17 protein-coding genes and 1 pseudogene are annotated in these 18,761 nt (G+C 62.5%); 10 read left to right on the top strand and 8 right to left on the bottom strand.

Annotated elements, in window-relative coordinates; genetic code table 11:
- Nucleotides 1-23 precede the first annotated feature (23 nt).
- From NCR37_RS17830 to NCR37_RS17820, 3 genes are all read right to left on the bottom strand, one after another.
- The gene (locus NCR37_RS17830) at nt 24-716 is read right to left on the bottom strand and encodes an alpha/beta hydrolase family protein (protein WP_250474250.1); all 693 of its coding nucleotides are present in this window, start codon (nt 714-716) and stop codon (nt 24-26) included.
- Nucleotides 717-907: 191 nt separating this feature from the next.
- Nucleotides 908-1,702: an SDR family NAD(P)-dependent oxidoreductase gene (locus NCR37_RS17825; protein ID WP_250474249.1), complete on the bottom strand. Its 795-nt coding sequence runs from the start codon at nt 1,700-1,702 to the stop codon at nt 908-910.
- Nucleotides 1,703-2,232: 530 nt separating this feature from the next.
- The gene (locus tag NCR37_RS17820) at nt 2,233-3,624 is read right to left on the bottom strand and encodes an aminotransferase-like domain-containing protein (protein ID WP_250474164.1); all 1,392 of its coding nucleotides are present in this window, start codon (nt 3,622-3,624) and stop codon (nt 2,233-2,235) included.
- A 345-nt stretch (nt 3,625-3,969) separates the two neighbouring features.
- On the opposite strand from NCR37_RS17820, the gene NCR37_RS17815 reads away from it, so the two are divergent.
- The 10 genes and pseudogenes from NCR37_RS17815 (at nt 3,970) to NCR37_RS28400 (ending at nt 11,535) form a co-directional block, all read left to right on the top strand.
- On the top strand, nt 3,970-4,452 hold the full coding sequence (locus tag NCR37_RS17815) for an MSMEG_0572/Sll0783 family nitrogen starvation response protein (protein WP_250474163.1): 483 nt from the start codon (nt 3,970-3,972) through the stop codon (nt 4,450-4,452).
- A 5-nt stretch (nt 4,453-4,457) separates the two neighbouring features.
- Nucleotides 4,458-5,444, top strand: coding sequence for a Nit6803 family nitrilase (locus tag NCR37_RS17810; RefSeq protein WP_250474162.1), 987 nt, complete (start codon nt 4,458-4,460; stop codon nt 5,442-5,444).
- A complete protein-coding gene (locus NCR37_RS17805) occupies nt 5,437-6,507 on the top strand; it encodes an MSMEG_0568 family radical SAM protein (RefSeq protein ID WP_250474248.1) in 1,071 nt (356 codons plus the stop codon). Before NCR37_RS17810 ends, NCR37_RS17805 begins: the two co-directional genes overlap by 8 nt.
- 2 nt (nt 6,508-6,509) lie before the next feature.
- Complete coding sequence (locus NCR37_RS17800) at nt 6,510-7,070, top strand: MSMEG_0567/Sll0786 family nitrogen starvation N-acetyltransferase (protein WP_250474161.1); 561 nt, start codon at nt 6,510-6,512, stop codon at nt 7,068-7,070.
- Nucleotides 7,067-8,011: a sll0787 family AIR synthase-like protein gene (locus NCR37_RS17795; protein WP_250474160.1), complete on the top strand. Its 945-nt coding sequence runs from the start codon at nt 7,067-7,069 to the stop codon at nt 8,009-8,011. The genes NCR37_RS17800 and NCR37_RS17795 overlap by 4 nt, the downstream gene beginning before the upstream one ends.
- The gene (locus NCR37_RS17790; protein ID WP_250474159.1) at nt 7,999-9,156 is read left to right on the top strand and encodes an MSMEG_0565 family glycosyltransferase; all 1,158 of its coding nucleotides are present in this window, start codon (nt 7,999-8,001) and stop codon (nt 9,154-9,156) included. The genes NCR37_RS17795 and NCR37_RS17790 overlap by 13 nt, the downstream gene beginning before the upstream one ends.
- 10 nt (nt 9,157-9,166) lie before the next feature.
- Complete coding sequence (locus NCR37_RS17785; protein WP_250474158.1) at nt 9,167-9,451, top strand: MSMEG_0570 family nitrogen starvation response protein; 285 nt, start codon at nt 9,167-9,169, stop codon at nt 9,449-9,451.
- A gap of 22 nt (nt 9,452-9,473) precedes the next feature.
- Nucleotides 9,474-10,760 (top strand): MSMEG_0569 family flavin-dependent oxidoreductase, encoded by a 1,287-nt coding sequence (locus NCR37_RS17780; protein WP_250474157.1) that lies wholly within the window; start codon nt 9,474-9,476, stop codon nt 10,758-10,760.
- Between the two features lie 114 nt (nt 10,761-10,874).
- Nucleotides 10,875-11,048 (top strand): annotated as a pseudogene (locus NCR37_RS17775) (IclR family transcriptional regulator); the annotation flags it as partial.
- Nucleotides 10,978-11,535, top strand: coding sequence for a class II aldolase/adducin family protein (locus tag NCR37_RS28400; RefSeq protein ID WP_350029070.1), 558 nt, complete (start codon nt 10,978-10,980; stop codon nt 11,533-11,535). The pseudogene NCR37_RS17775 and the gene NCR37_RS28400, both read left to right, overlap by 71 nt.
- A 621-nt stretch (nt 11,536-12,156) precedes the next feature.
- Here the strand turns inward: NCR37_RS28400 and NCR37_RS17765 are convergent.
- The 5 genes from NCR37_RS17765 to NCR37_RS17745 all read right to left on the bottom strand — a co-directional run bounded on the left by NCR37_RS17765 (nt 12,157) and on the right by NCR37_RS17745 (nt 18,760).
- Nucleotides 12,157-13,863 carry a carboxylesterase/lipase family protein gene (locus tag NCR37_RS17765; RefSeq protein WP_250474156.1) on the bottom strand — a complete coding sequence of 569 codons (1,707 nt, stop codon included), beginning with the start codon at nt 13,861-13,863 and terminating at the stop codon, nt 12,157-12,159.
- A 331-nt stretch (nt 13,864-14,194) separates the two neighbouring features.
- Nucleotides 14,195-15,814, bottom strand: coding sequence for a tannase/feruloyl esterase family alpha/beta hydrolase (locus tag NCR37_RS17760; RefSeq protein WP_250474155.1), 1,620 nt, complete (start codon nt 15,812-15,814; stop codon nt 14,195-14,197).
- Between the two features lie 531 nt (nt 15,815-16,345).
- Nucleotides 16,346-17,089: an SDR family NAD(P)-dependent oxidoreductase gene (locus NCR37_RS17755; RefSeq protein WP_250474154.1), complete on the bottom strand. Its 744-nt coding sequence runs from the start codon at nt 17,087-17,089 to the stop codon at nt 16,346-16,348.
- Nucleotides 17,090-17,102: 13 nt separating this feature from the next.
- Nucleotides 17,103-18,248 carry an amidase gene (locus tag NCR37_RS17750; RefSeq protein WP_250474153.1) on the bottom strand — a complete coding sequence of 382 codons (1,146 nt, stop codon included), beginning with the start codon at nt 18,246-18,248 and terminating at the stop codon, nt 17,103-17,105.
- Nucleotides 18,245-18,760: a nuclear transport factor 2 family protein gene (locus NCR37_RS17745; protein WP_250474152.1), complete on the bottom strand. Its 516-nt coding sequence runs from the start codon at nt 18,758-18,760 to the stop codon at nt 18,245-18,247. The genes NCR37_RS17750 and NCR37_RS17745 overlap by 4 nt, the downstream gene beginning before the upstream one ends.
- Nucleotide 18,761: the final 1 nt, after the last annotated feature.

The following is an 18,761-nucleotide window of genomic DNA, read 5'->3' as shown; positions in this document are numbered from 1 at the left end:
GCTACAAGCAATCCTGCGATTGCTCAGTTCGCGCGGACCAACTCTGCTTCGGCGAAGAACCACTCGGACATCGTCCGTGCGAGTTCGAGCACGACGTCCGCGTCGGTCCGGCCGGAGGACGCGCGCACGTGGAACGAATGATCTGCGTCGTCCACCAGATGCAGCGTGGCGCGTGCCCTCAGCGTCTCGACGACCGGCCTCAGCAGATGAAGCTCGGCCAGCTTGTCGCGCGTGCCCTGCAGGAAGAGCATCGGCACCGTGACGTCCGCGAGGTGTCGTGCCCGCTCCACGCCGGGCGCGCCCGCCGGGTGCAGCGGGAACGCGACGAACGCGAGGCCTCGGACGCCGTCGAGCGGAGAGATGGCTTGGGCCTGGGACGTCATGCGGCCGCCGAACGACCTGCCTCCCGCGAAGAGCGGCAGGGCCGGCAGCCGCCGGCGGGCCTCTGCGACGGCTGTCCGCACGGCAGCATGGGCTACGGCCGGCGAGTCTACCCGCTTGGAGCCCCGCTCCATGTACGGAAACTGGTAGCGCAATGTGGCGACATCGACCGCCGCAAGCGCGTCGGCCAATGACGACATACCGGCGTGATGCATGCCCGCCCCGGCACCGTGCGCGAACACATATAAGGTTCGCGCGTGCTTCGGCACTTGGAGGAGTGCAGAGACCGTGGAGCCGTCGGGCAGTGCCAGGGAAAGCGATTTTGGGTCGTCCATCGTATTCACGTCGCGTCGTTGTGGCCAAGAGCGGTCAGTCGACAACTCGGCTGGAATGGTCCACGACATTCCGGCCTTCCTCGGTTGCGCCAGGTCGCGATCGCGGACTCACGATCGGCCAAGCTTTCCTCGGAAGTTGCCATGCCACTACCGCTCGTCAATGGACGATATCGCCCAGTAAAAGTCGGCCATCACGACCAGCCACCTGTCACGAGGATATCCTCCGACGTGATCATGCGGCTGTCGTCAGCCGCGAGGAACAGCGCCATGCGCGCGATATCGCCAGGCTCCATTTCCTCGTCGATGCACTGGCCGCGTCGTATTTCTTCGCGGCCTTCGTCGGTGAGCCACAGTTTGCGCTGCTTCTCAGTCAGCACCCAGCCCGGCACAAGCGTATTCACGCGGATTCCGTAGGCGCCGAGGTCCTTGGCGAACCCGCGCGTCAGGCCCTGTACTGCCGCCTTGCTCATCGCGTAAACCGGGAACTGGCTGCTCTTGAGCATCCAGCAATGCGAGCCGAGATTAATGATCGAGCCCGCCCGTGCCGCCTTCATATCCTCGGCTACGGCCTGCACTGCGAACAGATGGTGCCGCACGTTAACCGCAACGCCTGCATCGAACGACTCGGGCGTCACGTCGGCGAGCGCGTGGCGGCGATCGTTCGCCGCGTTGTTTACGAGCACCTCGATCGGTCCAAATGCAGCCCGTACTTCGGCAATGGCCGCGTGTAACGCGGGAATGTCGGTGACGTCGCAGGCGACGAAGAGCGGTTTATGGCGCGCGCCACTGAGCGAATCGGCCAGAGCCGTTCCCGCGTTGGTGTCGATGTCGAGAAAGCCCACACGTGCGCCTTGCGCAACGAAGTGCTCGACGAACGAAGCGCCAATGCCACTTCCGCCGCCCGTAATGAGGACGACGCGGTCTACCAGGCTCGGATAGCTCGCGTAACGTCCTTGTCCCGAAGAGTTCTCGCTAGAAGTTGCCATTTGAATCCCGTTTTGAGTAATCACTGCGACGACGATACGGACGGTGCGCCATGGAGGGTGCTTATGACCCAGCCAGGTCCGGCTCCGTGGTGTCGTCCCGTCTGCCGACCTGATAGGCATTGTCTACGAGAAGGTGGCGATCCGCAAAGACGTCCTCGTCGTGCGTTTGGAATACAACGCGCGGAGCGAGCGACACGGGGCTGGACATTCGACACGGCGCCCACCTTTGCCGACAGGAACTGAGACGAGCCGCAGCAACTGGGCGACAGCCGGATGCCATTTGCGACCCGTTGCAGCCGCGTGCCATCCCTTCCGCCGACGCCGAACGCCATTCGCTTCGATGCCGGCAAAGGCCGATCAGGAGCAACATTCGTCCTCGCCAATGGAACGGCTTCTTACTGGGCGGGGGGTGACGTCTAAAAGTCCGGGCGACGCGACATGTGAACCTCGTCATACACGTCGTCGCGAATCATCGAAGAGCGGCGCTTCAACCCTAACTGTTTGCCGCCCGCCCACCGACCACCCGAACCTCACAACATCGGTGTATGCAGATGATGCGGGTCGTCCAGCATATTGACGAGCCGCGTTAATGCCTCACGACAATCCTCCCGATTCTGCGGACCGCCCAGACATAGCCGCAACGCGTTCGGCGGATCGCCGTCCGTGGAAAAGGCGGCGCCCGCCACCGCGCCGATTCCCTGATTGCGCAACTGCGGCGCGAGCTCCGACGCGCTCCAGTCGCAGGTAGCCGGCACAGGCAGCCATAAATGGAAGCCGTGAGCATTCGCATCGAACGGCAAACCGCTCAGTGTTTGCGCTGCGATTGCCTGGCGCGCCATTGCTTCGTCGCGAATCGCGTCGAGTACGTCCAGTGCCGTTCCATCGTTGATCCAGTGTGTCGCGAGCAGAACCGTAAAAGGGCTGGGCATCACGGTAGTCGCGCGCAAGGCACCCGCGATGCGCTGCGTCTGCCTCGACGTCGGCGTCTTGAGGTAAGCGACGCGCAAGCCCGCGCCGAAGGTTTTCGAAAGACCCGTGATGTGATACGTCAGTTCCGGCGCCAGGGCGGCGAGCGGAATAGGCGCGTCGATGGGTAGCATGCCGTACGGTTCGTCTTCGATGATCGGTACGTTGTATCGCAGCGCGACGTCGGCCAGCGCCTCGCGACGTTGCTGGCTCAGCGTCAGCGTGCTCGGATTCTGCAAGGTCGGATTGCAATAAAACGCGCCGGGCTTTTGCGCCTTGCATAAAGCCTCGAACGCATGCGGCAACGGACCTTCGTCGTCACGAGCCAGGGCCTGCAACTTCACGCCCAGTTGCGATGCGATCGCCTTGATGCCGGGATACGCGAGCGTATCCAGACACACCGTCTCGCCCGTGCGCGCAAGCTGCGATACCAGCGCCACTAGCGCGCTATGAATGCCGGGACAGACGAGTATCGTGTCGTCGGAGCAGTCCGGCACGCGCGCCTGAACCCATTGACGTCCCGCCGCACGGTCCGCCGCCATGCCGCCGAAGTCCTGATAGCGCAATAGCTGGTACGGATCGGCGTCGCGCACGATCCGCGCCGCCGACTCGCGCAGGCGCGTGGCAAGCACGGGCGGTTCGGGTGGCATGTTCATCGACATCTCGATGCTGCTTCCGCCCGCAAGCGGCAGGCTCTGCGTTTTTCCGCGCACGAAAGTGCCGCTGCCGGCGCGTGCATCGAGCAGACCGCGCCTGCCCGCTTCGGCATAGGCGCGCGCAACGGTCGTGTAGTTGAGATTCAGCGTTGCGGCGAGGTCGCGCAGGCCCGGCAGCCGGTCACGCGGACGCAGGCGGCCGCTCGCCAGATCTTCCTCGATGAGATCCGGAATGGCCAGATAAGCCGGCTTGCGGCTTTCTTCGAGTTTGCGAATCCAGTGATGCGACGTCTCGGCCATTCGTGTGTCCTTCGCGATCGATCGCTCAAGCATAGCCATTGCACGCGGCGATGCAACTTGATCGCATTGATCGCATCGATGCACGGCTTTAGTGTGAATCGCACCACGCACACGCCCCCGTGCGCCTAAAGCGTGCGTCTCTGAAGAAAGCATCGCTTGCGTCGACAGCGCGAAAGTCCCTTGTAGAAAGGCTCTTCCGAAAATTTCTCGCGTCTCTCAAGCGCGTTCGTTTTGCTTGATTGCAAAGTGATTGCATTTCGCGGGCCAATCATTGGCATACCCGTTGCGTTTGATGGCTCGCCACATCGGACCTCATCGAGACGTCACCCGCAAACGGAGAATGCCATGCCCGCAGTCACCCAACCGCTTCACAAGAACGGCGACTATCTCGTCGACTACGAAGAGAAGGTTTTCGAAGACGTGAAGGCGGAACCCGGCGAGAAGGCGCTCGTCACGTTTCATACGGTTGCGTTCGAAGGATCCATCGGCTTCGTGAATCTCCTGCAGGCAACGCGTCTGCAACGCAAGGGCTTCGATACATCGGTGCTGCTGTATGGTCCGGGTGTGACGCTAGGACTGCAGCGCGGCTTTCCCACGCTCGGCGACGAAGCCTTTCCCGGCCATCTCAACTTCAACAAGCAACTGCAGAAGTTCATGGCCGAAGGCGGCAAGGTCTATGCATGCCGCTTCGCGCTCCAGGCGCTTTATGGTCATGGCGAAGCGTCGCTTATCGAAGGCATCAGGCCGATCAATCCGCTGGATGTGCTCGATATCCAGTTGCTTCACCGCAAGGAGAACGCGCTGATCATTCACACCTGGACCGTGTGATCGTCATGCGCTCGGTACGCGCCGCCGCAGTGCAGATCACACCCGACTTCGAGCGCCCCGAAGGCACGCTCGACAAGGTCTGCACGGCCATCGACGAGGCCGCCGCGAAGGGCGTGCGGCTGATCGTGTTTCCCGAAACCTTCGTGCCGTATTACCCGTACTTCTCGTTCGTGCGCGCACCGGTGGCATCGGGCGCGGATCACATGAAGCTGTACGAGCGCGCGGTCGTCGTTCCCGGGCCGGTGACACAGGCCGTCGCGGAGCGTGCGCGCACGGCGCAGATGGTCGTCGTGCTCGGCGTCAACGAACGCGACCACGGCAGTCTGTACAACACGCAGCTCGTCTTCGATACCGACGGCAAGCTTCTGCTCAAGCGCCGCAAGATCACGCCGACGTTTCACGAACGGATGATCTGGGGCCAGGGCGATGCGGCAGGACTCAAGGTGGTCGAGACGCAAGTGGGCCGCGTCGGCGCGCTCGCGTGCTGGGAGCACTACAACCCGCTTGCGCGCTACGCATTGATGACGCAGCACGAAGAGATCCATTGCAGCCAGTTTCCCGGCTCGCTGGTGGGTCCCATCTTCGCGGAGCAGATCGAGGTGACCATCCGACATCATGCGCTGGAGTCCGGCTGCTTCGTCGTCAACGCAACGGGATGGCTCACCGATGCGCAGATCGAAGCCATCACGCCCGATCCCGGTTTGCAACGCGCATTGCGCGGCGGCTGCAACACGGCGATCGTGTCGCCGGAAGGGCAGCATCTCGCAGAGCCGCTGCGGGAAGGCGAAGGCATGGTGATCGCCGATCTCGACATGTCGCTCATCACCAAGCGCAAACGCATGATGGATTCGGTCGGTCACTATGCGCGGCCCGAACTGCTGAGTCTCGCGATCAACGATCGCCCTGCATCGCCCGTGACGACATTCAAGGAAACGACAGACGATGAGCGCCAGAGAGAACCTGCCGGCATCGAGCCGGCAATTGATGACTGAACTGCAGTCCGCGGGCCTCAGGCTCGCCGATGCGCGCGCGGGCGTGTCCAGCCGACGCGGCGGCGCGGGTCCGTCCGACCACAAGGCGGTGACGCTCGACGGCGTGACCATCATGGTGCCGGTGCATACGAACACCGCGTGGCACTCGCCGTTCGTCGCCGGTCACCCCGATGCCGATGGCAACAGCGCGCTCATGCGCGATGCCATTCCGATTGCGTCCATCAGCTTTCCGAGCACGCCGCGCTTTTATGCGATGCAGACGCTCGACGGCGTGCCGTACTCGCATATCGCGACCTTGCACGGCAAGGACGTGCTCGCGACGACGGTGCTGCAAACGTGTATCCGCTATGAGAGCCGCCGCAAGTCGTGCAAGTTCTGCGCGATCGGGCAGTCGCTCGCGGCGGGGCGCACCATCGCGCGCAAGACCCCAGAGCAACTCGCGGAAGTCGCGCGCGCGGCCGTGCTGCTCGATGGCGTGAAGCACATGGTTCTCACGACCGGCACGCCGCCGACCCCGGACCGCGGCGCGAAGATTCTTTGCGAGAGCGCCTTCGCGATCAAGGCAGCGGTCGACTTGCCGATTCAGGCGCAATGCGAACCGCCGGATGACGACCAATGGTTCGAGCGCATGAAAGCGAGCGGCATCGACACGCTCGGCATGCATCTGGAAGCAGTGAGCCCGGAGGTTCGCGGACGCATCATGCCGGGCAAGGCGACCGTGCCTGTCTCGCGCTACATGGAGGCCTTCCATGCCGCCGTGAAAGTGTTCGGGCGCGGACAGGTGAGCACGTACATTCTCGCGGGCCTCGGCGACAGCGCAGCGGCCATCGTCGATATGGCGCGCGATCTGATCGGCCTCGGCGTGTATCCGTTCGTCGTGCCGTTCGTGCCGATCAGCGGCACTCCGCTCGAGGACCATCCCGCACCGACGCCTGACTTCATGCGCTCGGTGCTCGCGCCCATCGGCGCGATGCTGGCCGATGCCGACATGCGATCCGCCGACATCAAGGCGGGCTGCGGCAAATGCGGCGCATGTTCCTCTCTTTCATCGTACGAGGTGTGAGCATGGTGATCGTCGATACCGTCGATGATGTCGTCGAACACGACTACGCTCCGGTCGAGTTTCGCGTGAAATGGGCGACGCTGCCTTGGGAAGTGCAGGAAGCGCGCAAGCTTCGTCGCGCGGTGTTCTGCATTGAGCAAGGCATCTTCGTGGGCGATGACCGCGATGACATCGATACGCACGCGCAATTGCTCGTGGCATCCAGTTGCGTGGCGGGCATGCCCGAGCAGGTGGTCGGCACCGTGCGCATTCACGAAGAATCGCCGGGCGTGTGGTTCGGCTCGCGGCTCGCGGTGCATGCGGCGTTTCGGTCGCAGGCCAGGATCGGCGCGACGTTGATTCGCCTCGCGGTGTCGAGCGCGCATGCACGAGGCTGCAAGACGTTCCTCGCCCACGTGCAGGCGCAAAACGTGCCGTTGTTCGAGCGTCTGAACTGGACGTCGATCAGGGAGGAAGCGCTCTTCGGTCGCGCGCATCATCTGATGCAGGCAGCGCTCGATGCGTATCCGCCGTGCGTCACGCCGCAAAGCGGCTTCGTCGCGCTGGCGCGGAGAGCGTCGTGAGCGCGCTGCGCGGCATCGTGGAGCGCCTGCGCGAAAGCCGCGGCTTTCGTCACAAGCGCGATATCTCCGACGTGCTGTCGCGCTTGCCGCATCCGGCCGTTGCCATCGGCGACGACTGCGCCGCGATTCCCGACGGCGACGGCTATCTGCTCTTCGCCATCGAAGGCATGGTCAGCGATTTCGTTCGCGCAATGCCCTGGTTCGCGGGTTATAGCAGCGTAATGGTCAATGTCAGCGACATCTATGCAATGGGCGGCCGCCCGATTGCCATCGTCGATGCACTATGGAGCGGCAGCGCCGATGAAGCCAACGATGTGCTCGCAGGCATGGCGGCGGCATCGAAAGCGTACGACGTGCCTATCGTCGGCGGACACACCAACGTGCGCAGCGATGGCGCGCAACTCGCGGTGTCCATCGTCGGACGCGCGCGCAAGTTGCTGACGAGCTTCGTCGCGAGGCCCGGCGATGCGCTCATCATGGCGGTCGATCTACGTGGCCACTACGAGGAGCCCTATCCGTTCTGGAACGCCTCGGCAAGCGCGCCGGAGCGCCGCGCGCGCGGCGACTTCGAACTGCTGCCGGAGCTCGCCGAAGCGAGCCTCTGCGATGCCGCGAAAGACATCAGCATGGGCGGCGTGCTGGGCACCGCGCTCATGTTGCTCGAATGCTCGAAGGTAGGCGCACGCATCGATCTGGACGCCGTGCCGCGTCCCGATGACCCCGATTTCGAGCGCTGGCTCCGTGCGTTCCCGAGCTTCGGCTTCGTCCTGTCGGTGCGTCCGGAGCATGTGGATGCAGTGCTCGCACGCTTCGCTTCGCGTTCGCTGGCATGCGCCGTGATCGGGCAAGTCGATGCCTCGCAGGAAGTCGTCGTCACGCGCGCACGCGAAAACGCGCTGCTGTGGAACCTGCGCGAGGAGCCTTTCATATGTGCGCGATGATGGCGTTGCGCATTGCGCTACTGACGCATTCGGCGAATCCGCGCGGCGGCGTCGTGCATACGCTCGAACTTGCGCGTGCGTTGCACGAGAGCGGTCATGAGGTGACCGTCTTTGCGCCGGCGCGTGAAAACGAGGTCATGTTTCGCGCGACGCCCTTTCGTGTCGTAATTGCGCGCGTCGAAGGAAAGCGCGATGTCGCGCAGATGGTCCATGAACGCATTTGGGCGTTGAAAGCCTCTTTGGCGAGTCAGGTTTTCGATGTGTATCACGCACAAGACAGCATCAGCGGCAACGCGCTCGCCGAGCTGAAGGAAGAGGGCGCGATATGCGGCTTTATCCGCACGGTACATCACCTCGACCGTTTCGACGACCCGCGACTCGCTCATTGGCAACAACGCGCATGGCGTGACGCCGATGAGGTGCTGTGCGTGAGCGAGACGTGGACACGCACAATGCGCGAGACCTACGGCATCGACGCAAAGACCGTCAGCAATGGCGTCGATGTGAGCCGATACAGCGCGCCCGTGGATTGCGGCCCCTTGCGCGAACGCTTCGGCATCTCGGGATGCGGACCGGTCGTGCTCGCTGTCGGCGGCATCGAGGAACGCAAGAACACGTCGATGCTGCTGGAAGCGTTCGCCTTTCTGCGCGCGGCGAAGCCTTCCGCGCAACTCGTGCTCGCGGGCGGCGCGAGTTTGCTGGATCACGATGCCTATGCGCGCCGTTTTCATTCACGCGCTGCGCAACTAGGCCTTGAAGCGGGCGCCCGCGGCACGCCCATCGTCATCACCGGACCGCTGGACGATGCCGCGATGCCAGCGCTGTTCCGCATCGCAGATGTCGTAGCGATGGTCTCGCTGCGCGAGGGCTTCGGCCTCGTCGCGCTGGAGGCTTTGGCAAGCGGGCGGCCGGTGGTCGTTTCGAACATCGCGCCGTTCACCGAGCATCTCGACGATCGCACCTGCGTCTTCGCCGACCCGCATGATCCATACGACATCGCGCGCGGACTGACCGATACGGGCGGCATCGACTTCGATCATGCCGTGCCGGCACTGCTGAAACGCTACGCATGGCAAGCCAGCGCGCGCCGTCATCTCGACATCTACCGGCAGTGGCTCGCAAACGCGCTGCTCACCTACGACTGAGGACGATTCAATGCCAGTCATGCACTTTCGCATTCGTTGGCCCGATGGCGTGGAAGCCAACTGCTATTCGCCCTCGACGGTCGTCGGCGAGTTCTTCACCGCAGGCAGCCGCTATCCCGTCGATGACTTCGTCGCGCGCTCGCGCGAAGCCTTGAACATAGGCTCGGAGCGTGTGCGCGCGAAGTTCGGCTTTGCGTGCTCGGCGGCGATGGATCAGCTTGCGCGCATCGAAGAGGACGCAAGCCGTTTCAGCGATACACGCGACGCACATGTCACCGTGCTCGGATTCGAATGACACTTCGTCGAGGGATACGGCCATGTCGAACCCACACTACAGCGTGATCGTCGTCGGCGGCGGACAGGCGGGGCTTTCGGTCAGCCACTTTCTGCAGCAGTCGGCCATTGATCATCTCGTCATCGAAAAGCACACCGTGACGCATACCTGGCGCACGCAGCGTTGGGACACCTTCTGCCTCGTGACGCCGAACTGGCAATGCGCGCTGCCTGGTCATCCCTACACGGGCGCCGACCCGCACGGCTTCATGAAGAAGGACGAGATCATTTCGTATCTCGACGGCTTCATCGCCAAGGTGAATGCGCCGGTGCTGGAGTACACGGCGGTGACGCGCGTGAAGCGGGACGCAAACGGCCGCTATGACGTGCAGACCACGCGCGGCGCATTCACGGCGGATCACGTCGTGGTTGCTTCGGGCGGCTATCACGAGCCTATCGTGCCGCGCATGGCCGAGCGCTTGCCGGCGAACATCGTGCAGATTCAGTCGTCGGACTATCGGAACGCGGACGCGTTGCCGCCCGGCGCGGTGCTGGTGGTGGGTTCCGGACAATCCGGCGCACAGATCGCGGAAGATCTGCACTTGTCGGGCCGCAAGGTGCATCTCGCCGTTGGCGAAGCGCCGCGCTGCGCGCGGTTCTATCGCGGACGTGATGTCGTCGATTGGCTCGCAGACATGCGCTACTACGATATGCCCGTGACGGATCATCCGCTGCGCGAGGGCGTGCGCGACAACACGAATCACTACGTCACGGGTCGCGACGGCGGGCGCGATATCGACTTGCGCCGCTTCGCGCTCGAAGGCATGGAGCTGTTCGGGCGGCTGGAAGACTTGCGCGACGGCAACCTGCGCTTCGCACCGAATCTACGCGCCGCTCTGGACGACGCGGACAAAACGTACAACAACATCAACGCGAGCATCGACGGTTTCATCGAACGGCAGGGCATCGATGCGCCGCCCGCCTCACGCTATGAGCCGCTATGGGAACCGCAGGCGGAGCGCGAGGAACTGGACCTGCAGGCGAGCGGCATCAGTGCGGTGGTCTGGTGTATCGGCTTCAGGCCGGACTTCGGCTGGCTCGACGTGCCGGTGTTCAACGGCAGGGGCCATCCTTCGCATCTGCGCGGCGTGACGGCCGTGCCGGGAGTCTATTTCGTCGGCCTGCCGTGGCTGCATACGTGGGGGTCGGGCCGATTCTCGGGCGTTGCGCGTGATGCGCAATACATCGTCGATAACATCTGCACTGGACGCGTGAGCAGCGAATCATTGGAGCGCCATTCAGGTGCTGATGCGTGCGTGGCGCGGGCATAAGGCAGGGGAGAATCGCCGTCACTCCACCTACGCTCGCACTTGCCGGGAGTGAGTCCGGGCATGCAGCCGCGCCCGAAAGATAGCCGCAACGCGCAGCGCATCCCGGGGGCGGCTCTAAACGATATCTCGACCGCTGCCGCGATCACCAACGCGCACGGGCGCGGCATCGGCGCGGTGAATATCGCTGTGGCGCGCTCACGCTGGAACACGGATCGCGATGAACGTCGCGTTGCCGACCTCGTCATCTCGACCGCATCGGCCATTTCGACGCGACGAAGAGTGCAATAGGCAAGTGGCCGCGCGGCAGGTCCGGGATGGTCTTCGCTTAGCTGAGATCGCGCTCAGCCATCGTCAGGCTTTTTCGGCGCCTGCGGACATCGCGACGCCGCTTTCCTGGACAAGCCAGGCATCGTTGAAATCCTTCGGTCGCATTGCCGTCGATGACGAGTACAACGGACTCGCCCTCGCCCCCGGCGAAGGCGATCGCATAGCCTCCATCATGGGAAACGTCAGCATTGCGTTTCTTCGGAATCATGGCGTGATCGTCGTTGGCGCATCCATTGGAGAAGCATGGGACGATCTGTACTATCTCGAGCGCGCCTGTCCGAGCGAGTACATGGCGCGATGCACGCAAGGCCGCTTGAGCCGCGTTGCCGAAGAGACGGCCACCCGGCCGTCGAAGCAGTGGTCGTCGTTCGGGCCGGTGGCCGGGCGTTTGCATCTTGCCAGCATCAAACGCCATCTCGACCGTCTTGCTGTGGATTACGCCGCGTGAGCACATTCGGCTGATAGCCGACGCCGCCGTCTTGATTCGCCGATCGTCAGGCCGCTGCGTGCCCGCGAAGGGAGTCATCGAGCAGACGGCCCTTGATGCCCGCCGACTTCGGCGGGCTCACAGGATGCTCTAGGCGGCAAAACGGTCCGAGCGATAAGGGTCTAATAGGCTCACCGTCGAGCAGTTCGGTTGTGATGAGCAGCCGGCCAAGGCGTGGGGCCGCTCGCGGCCATGAAGCGTCATTCGCACAGGCTAATGCTTTGATTGCCAGGCGTCGCTTCCGCCTGCGGAAGCAGCCACTCAACCTCGATGGAACGCGTCGAGTTGCGCCCGCATGCGCGCGCACGCGTCCTCGGCGATCTCAATCGTGACGTCAGGCAACTCGTATTGATCCGCATCGACCGCGGGTGCGCTGCATCCGCCCGTATCGCCTCCGTGACCGCGCCGAGCGCGGGCCACGCGGCATCTCGTTCAGCAACTACCGCGCACTGCACTCTGACGGCAGAAAGGGGCACCCGCGCGCCGCTCAACGCTTGAAGTTCATCGGTAACCTCACTGAAAATCACGAGGGTCGATGGCAGCCGCGCATAGCGACCTCATCGACCTAGTCGTGCGGAGCAATTACTGATACTGCCGATTTACCGTTTGATTTGCGTCATTAAGCGGCTCAACAAGATCGATTTGTGCTTTCAACGGACTCGGCTGGTTCACTTGCAAGGTGCCTGCTGAATTGAATTCCAATTGGTTGTCGAGTGCAGTGTTGTATGCCGGCCAGTTGATTAGACCCGCGTTGGACGGATTTCCCGTTTTTGCGAACGCGGTCCAGTAGGCGATCATGTTACGCGCCACCTGTTCGTCTTGACTCGTGACAGCCGTCCCGTAGGAAGCGGAAAGGGTGTCAAATACGTACGGAATCTCTGCACCATGCGTGGCGCCGGCGACTTTATCTCTGATCGACTGAGCGACATACGAAAAACGATAGAGATACGTCGGCGCGCCGTTAGCCGTAAAAATTCTGGCTACAAAGCGTGCGGGCTCATCCATCGTAATGACACGAGAAACTTGGCTCTCAATGGATGCCACAGAGGCGGTGCCGGTCGGATCGAACGCCGCAGCGGCGGCGCTCGAGTTTTGAGGGCCAAAGATCGCGTACGCCTGCTCCTTCGTCGTAATGCCTCGACTCGGAAATCCGAGGTCGGCATTGTTCACCCCAATCATGAGCGGGATCTTCGCAAAGTGCCCCGCCTTGTACTGATTCTCCGGTTCGTCAACCACGATTTTCCCGTCGATGATCGCGCCGCCCGAGAACGTGGCCAGGCTGTGCGATGTGTTCAACGTTGAGGTGTCCAACCCGTCGAGGACTTGATCTGCCGAAAGCGCACGTAGGGCGTCCAGCGAACTGGCGTCACTCCCGTTGATCCCCAGTCCACTGGCGAATGAAGCACCCTGTTCTTCAGCCGAAGCCCCGACCGTCTTGGCGTTACGCGTGAGCGTACGGCCATAGTACTGATTGACGCGTCCATTGCCGGACTCATTGATCGCCTTTGCAAACAGTCCTGATGCCGACGGCGATGTCAGCAGGTTGTGAATAGATTCGCCTCCAGCCGATTCCCCAAATATTGTGACGTTCGTGGGGTCGCCGCCGAAATTGGAGATGTTACGCTGTACCCACTTTAAGGCGGCGATCTGGTCCATATAACCGTAATTACCCAACGTTTCGCCTGACTGAGCAGCGGCCGTGGTAAGTGCAGGATGTGCGAAGAAGCCGAAGCGACCGAGACGGTAATTGACTGTGACGATAACAACCCCTTCCTTGGCGAACTGCGTGCCGTCATAGCGCGGCATCGATGTTCCGCCAACGACGTATGCACCGCCGTAGACCCAGACCATCACAGGCAAGTTCTTACCAGTGCTGTTTTGCGGGCGCCATACGTTGAGGTACAGACAATCTTCCGACGGGGCGACCGTCAGTCCGGAATTCGGGCCGCTCGTTTGCATGCAGTCGTGAAAAAAAGACGTGGCCTGCCGCACACCGCTCCATGCAGAGACGGGCTGGGGCGGGCGCCAGCGCAAGCTCCCGACGGGAGGAGCCGCAAAGGGAATACCCTTGTACGCCACCACGCCGTTAGCCGCCACGCCCTGGACAGCACCATCGGCCGTCATCGCAATTGTGGGATCAGAGGAATTCGAAGAGCTGCCACCTCCACAAGCAGACAGCGCCACCGCGAGAATTGGAATGGTTACCAGTGCAGGCAAGCGCATCAGTGTGTCTTGCTTCAGCACAGCCCGGCTGGTCTTTCCTAGAGCTTTACGTCTCTGTGTAGTCATGATGCCATCGTCCCCTCTATGATCCCGCATACATTACCGCCATGACCGTTGCTGCGGCGGGCTCTGCTGTGCAGAGCGGAATCGCGTATCGAAGAGTGATTTTCTGCCGTCAAATTCGGGACAATAATGTCCCATATGAATTGCGTTCATCTGGGTAGATATTATGGAATGCGATGTAGTGTGGGCATAGCATCGGCAAGGCGTACTGTGTGAGCGTTCCCGTCCGCATCATCCGCAACACGTAACGCACGCAATGGAGCAGGCGCCCCGTCACCGACAGGACGCCCGCGTAGGCGAGGTCGAACGCCGTGCTTACTCCGCGTTTCTTGCGCTAGGACGGATCGACACAGCTGAAGCTATCGGCCGAATTCACATCGCCCGTGCCGTTGTATCTGCTGACTTTCGGCCACGGGCACAAAGGCATGGTCCGTTCAACAGCGCCGGTCGGCGAGTTGTTCGCGTACTTGGTCGCAATAAGCTGGTCGGGCACGCGACCTTTCTCGACCCACGACTGCGCGGCGGCCAAAAGGTCATGAGTAGGATCGTCTGGCGCAGTTGGAAATCCTGGATTAAGGTTACCGAAAACGTTCGGGCCGACGCCATTGCGGCAATGATCCATTCCCGGTGCGGTGAACAGCTTCATAAATTTATCGGACTGGCCTGGCATGCGGTTCTCGACACTTTGGCGGTAGGCAATCGCAGCTCCCGGCACCTGAATGCCATCGGCGAGTCCTTGAAAAACGATGAGCTTTCCGCCATGCGCCGCGAATGCGGTGAGGTCAGGATTCGATGCATCCACTGCGAAGTCTAGGGTGTTGTGCATCACATCAACGTCGCTAGCCCAGTTAAAGCTTCTCCAGTCCCAGTTGACCCCCCATACCCACTGAAATGGAAAGGGGAAGGGCGGCGCCGAGGTCGGCGTAGTCGCCGCAGTCGAGAAATCGAGTTCGGTACCGGGCAGATATCCATAGGACAGTTGTGCGCCTGTCACAGGATTGGTGGGTCCCGCGTAAATCTTGCGCAGTGCACCGACCTGTCCGGCTGTTAGGCAATCAGCCGCGTCGGCGGACTTGCACTGAAGCACCGCTGGATTGACCTTGCACATGTCCGGCCGGCCGATGACGCCGTCCTTCAGTCCATCCAGCTCGTCGCAAGCGCTCATGACATGGCCGGCCCAGAGCTTGCGCTTAGCGACCGTGAGATTGCTCGTCGGGTCTTGCTGGGTCGCGGCCCACGCCCACTGGTAAGAAAGATGCGCAGGGACGCGAGCGGCACCCGGTGCGCCAGCCACGATGCCGTCGTAGTCCTCCGGATACTGTTGTGCCTCGTGCATGCCCTGACCGCCCCCGGTGGAGCATCCGAACCAGTAGGAATAGGCGGGAGCCTTCGTATAAAAACGGTTGACGAGCGTCTTCGACATGGTGGTCATCAGGTGGGTCGCGCGATGACCGAAGTCGACGATCGTCTCCACATGGCCGACCATGCTTGCGACCCCTGCCGATGTGCCGAGGTCGGTATTCGCGACTGCAAACCCGCGGCGCAATCCATTGGCTAGGGCTTCATAGTCGATGGTCCCGCCGAGGCCCCCGTTTCCTGTGCCGAGGTATTTACCGTTCCACGCGGCCGGAAGCCACAGTTCCACTTTGATGTTCGAGTCGGACGCCGGCTTGATCGTGGCGGCAACTCTGCAGAAGGCCGGCAGGCCTTTGATGGTCTCGCCCGTAGGCGGCGCGAAATCGCCTGGTGGCATGTCCTTCGTAAGGGTGAAGCTCGTGTCGGCTATCGTTGTGGAAGAGAGATCAGAACAGCTCGGCGCGGCTGTGTGGCTCGTCACCGGCGCGGTGTCAGTATCGCCGCCGCATCCGGCTGTGAACAAGGCAGCTGACACAACGACCGCTGGCGCCAGTGCGGACGGCGAAAGCAGGACGTTGCCCTCTTTTTTTTTGAGCATTGCGTATCTCCGGAGACCATGAGTCGGTCTAAGAACTGAACAGCGCGGACGCCGAACCAATCAGCAAGCTTGTTGCTTGACTACCGCTTCGTGCGAAGTGCGAAGCTGCGAGCAGTTATTTCCTTGGGGCTGACATTGGGGTGCTCTTGCGATGTATGGCCGTCGCATCGCGGGTTGCAGTCAGTGGCACATCTGCGCGCGCGAACGAAAGTGTCGACGCATTTGCGCGCCAGCGCCAATCCGCCGAAATGGGCCATCAATATCAGCTGGACGGATGCAATTCGTCGCGCGCCGTCCGACAATGCACGCGATACGTTCGCTAGGCCATCCGCCCATGAGCACGGGCTGTCGCGCTTATCTCCCTGCCCGGCGAGGTAACGCGGGACTTGCACGGACTAGTCAGAAGCGGCTCGGTTGCTGCGTCAAAGGAAGTTGGTGATCAGACGGGTGGGTATGCTTCGGTCTGATGCGGCCCATCAGAAGGACCTCTACGGGAAGGTGGCTGCAGGAGCACACCGCGTCGCTTCGCGCTCAGCGCATGAAGACTCCGCCGTTGATATCCCAGCACGCGCCGTTGGCAAAGTAGGCATCGGTGGAAGCGAGCAGCACGGCGACATCAGCTATATAGCTCGCGGAGCCTAGGCGGCCTACCGGAATGCCCGCAATCACCTCATGCAGTTTCTGCGCCGGTACGCTTTCGTGCACGACAGCCAGATCGAGCGGACCCGGCGATATTGCGTTGACGGTCACACCATGCGCGGCGAGATCGCGCGCAAAAGTTTTAGTGAGCGTGATGGCGCCGCCTTTCGCAGCGGCATAGTGCGCACCGGTAGCAGAGCCGCCGTTCTGTCCCGCGAGCGAGGCAATGTTCACGATGCGTCCGGCACCTTGCGTCGCGAAGTGCTGCCCGAATACCTGACAGCCGAACAGCACGCTGCGCAGATTAACGTCCATCACCTCGTCGAATTGGTCGGCGGTGATGTCCATTGCAGGCACGACTTTCGATGCGCCCGCATTGTTCACGAGCACGTCGATCGCACCCCAGCGGTCGAGCAGCGCATCGCGTGCTGCCTCGAAATCTGCCTTCTTCGTTACGTCGAGCTTCACCGCGAATGCGCTCGCTGCGTCGCTGCTCAGTTCGAGCGCGAGCCTTTGGGCGGCATCGACAGCAATATCGGCCAGCGCGACGTTGTAACCGGCATGATGAAAGCGGCGCGTCACTGCTTCGCCCAGCCCGCGAGAAGCGCCGGTCACGAGCACGACTCTCTTCGTCATGGTGCCGGCTCCTTCAATCTGCATTGCAGGCAAGCATCGCTTCGATGTATGCGGCGGCGGCGCAAACCGTCTCGTCGTCGCCGCGTCGGCCGACAATCTGCAGCCCCGCCTTAAGCGACGTCCGGTCGATCGGGACCGGTAACGTCAGCGCCGGATGCCCGCTCAGGTTGAACGGCCGAATCAGCGACGACATTGCGATCACCGACGTGCCCGCTCTCGCGGCCTCGATCGTGATCGGCAGCGACGGCAGCGTCGGAAGAATGAGGACGTCCGAGTCTTCCAGCACGCGGTCGACTTGGTTCGTGAAGACGCGACGGATGCGCTCGGCTGCAACGAGCTCCGAGGCCTGCGTGTTCGCGGCGGCGCTCAAGCGAGCCACAATGTCCGGACCGAGTTGGCCGCTACGGACGAGATGACCGAACGCATGCCACATCTCGGCGTTGATGACAGCAAGCCCGGCCGTGAACGCGTCACGCAGGGATTCGAGTTGTACGACACGCGACGCGAGTCCGCTGCGTGCGACGGCCGCCGTCACCGCATCGCGGATTTCGGCGTCGGCTTCGACTTCGGGCAGCGCGACGCGCAGTCCGGCGACATCGCGGCGTGCACGGCCGCCCTGGAATGACGCATCGATCGCGAGCATCACGTCGATGATGCTGTTCATGTCGCGTGCAAAAGGGCCGACACAGTCGAGCGATGTCTGGCGCGGCGCGACGCCTTCGCGCGACACGCGTCCGAACGTCGGCTTCAGTCCGATGACGCCGCAGCATGCGGCAGGGCAGCGCACCGAACCGCCGGTATCCGTGCCGAGGGCTGCATCGACGAGCTTCGATCCGACCGCCGATGCCGAGCCGCTCGACGAACCGCCGGGAATACGAGCCGGGTCTTGCGGGTTGACGGGCGTCCCACTGAAATCGTTGATGCCTGTCATGCCGAACGCGAGTTCGTGCATGTTCGCCTTGCCGGTAATGCGCCAGCCTGCATCGAGGAGACGCTGCACGACTTCCGCATGCCGCGGCGCGGGCGGCGCATCGGCAAGCGCGCGGCTCGCCGCGGTCGTCGGATAGCCGGCCACGTCGATGCTGTCCTTGATTGCAATGGTCGGCGCATTCGCAGCGGCGTGCGAAGCGAGATCGAACATCCGCAGAAAGGCGCTCATGCTCGGACTCCGTGCGCGGGGTTCACCTGCCAGGGCGCGTCGAAAATGCGCTCGGTGCGGAAGTGACGAATCAACCAGACATCTTCACTGTGCGGCGAAGGATTGAAATCCACTTCTAGCCGCGCCGCGATGAGTTCGGCTTTCGCATCGACATAGCCGGATGCCTGCAACATGATCCAGCGGCCTTTCGCGATGTCGCCTTGCACTTCGATATGCTCGCTCGTGAGAAAGTGGAGGTTCGTCGCAAAGTGCGGCGTGGGCGGCAGGTAACGTTGCAGCATCGTGACGATAGCGCTCGGCCCCTGCAAGCGGCCGAACTTGTCCGCATACCGGGGACCGATGCCTTCCCACACGGCATCTTCGCTAAAAAGCGCCGCCAGCGATTCACCGTTCAGTGCGCGAGCCGGCACATCGCAGAGCGCCATGTATCGGGCAATGGTCTTGCGAACCGCGTTGTGCGCTTCAAGCAGGCGCAAGCGCAGTTGCAGACTCTCAATGGTCGTGTGCGTCATG

The organism is Caballeronia sp. GAFFF1, assembly GCF_023630705.1.
GTDB lineage: Bacteria > Pseudomonadota > Gammaproteobacteria > Burkholderiales > Burkholderiaceae > Caballeronia.
Note: the sequence above shows the minus strand (reverse complement) of the source record. Positions and strands in the feature narration are given on the sequence as shown.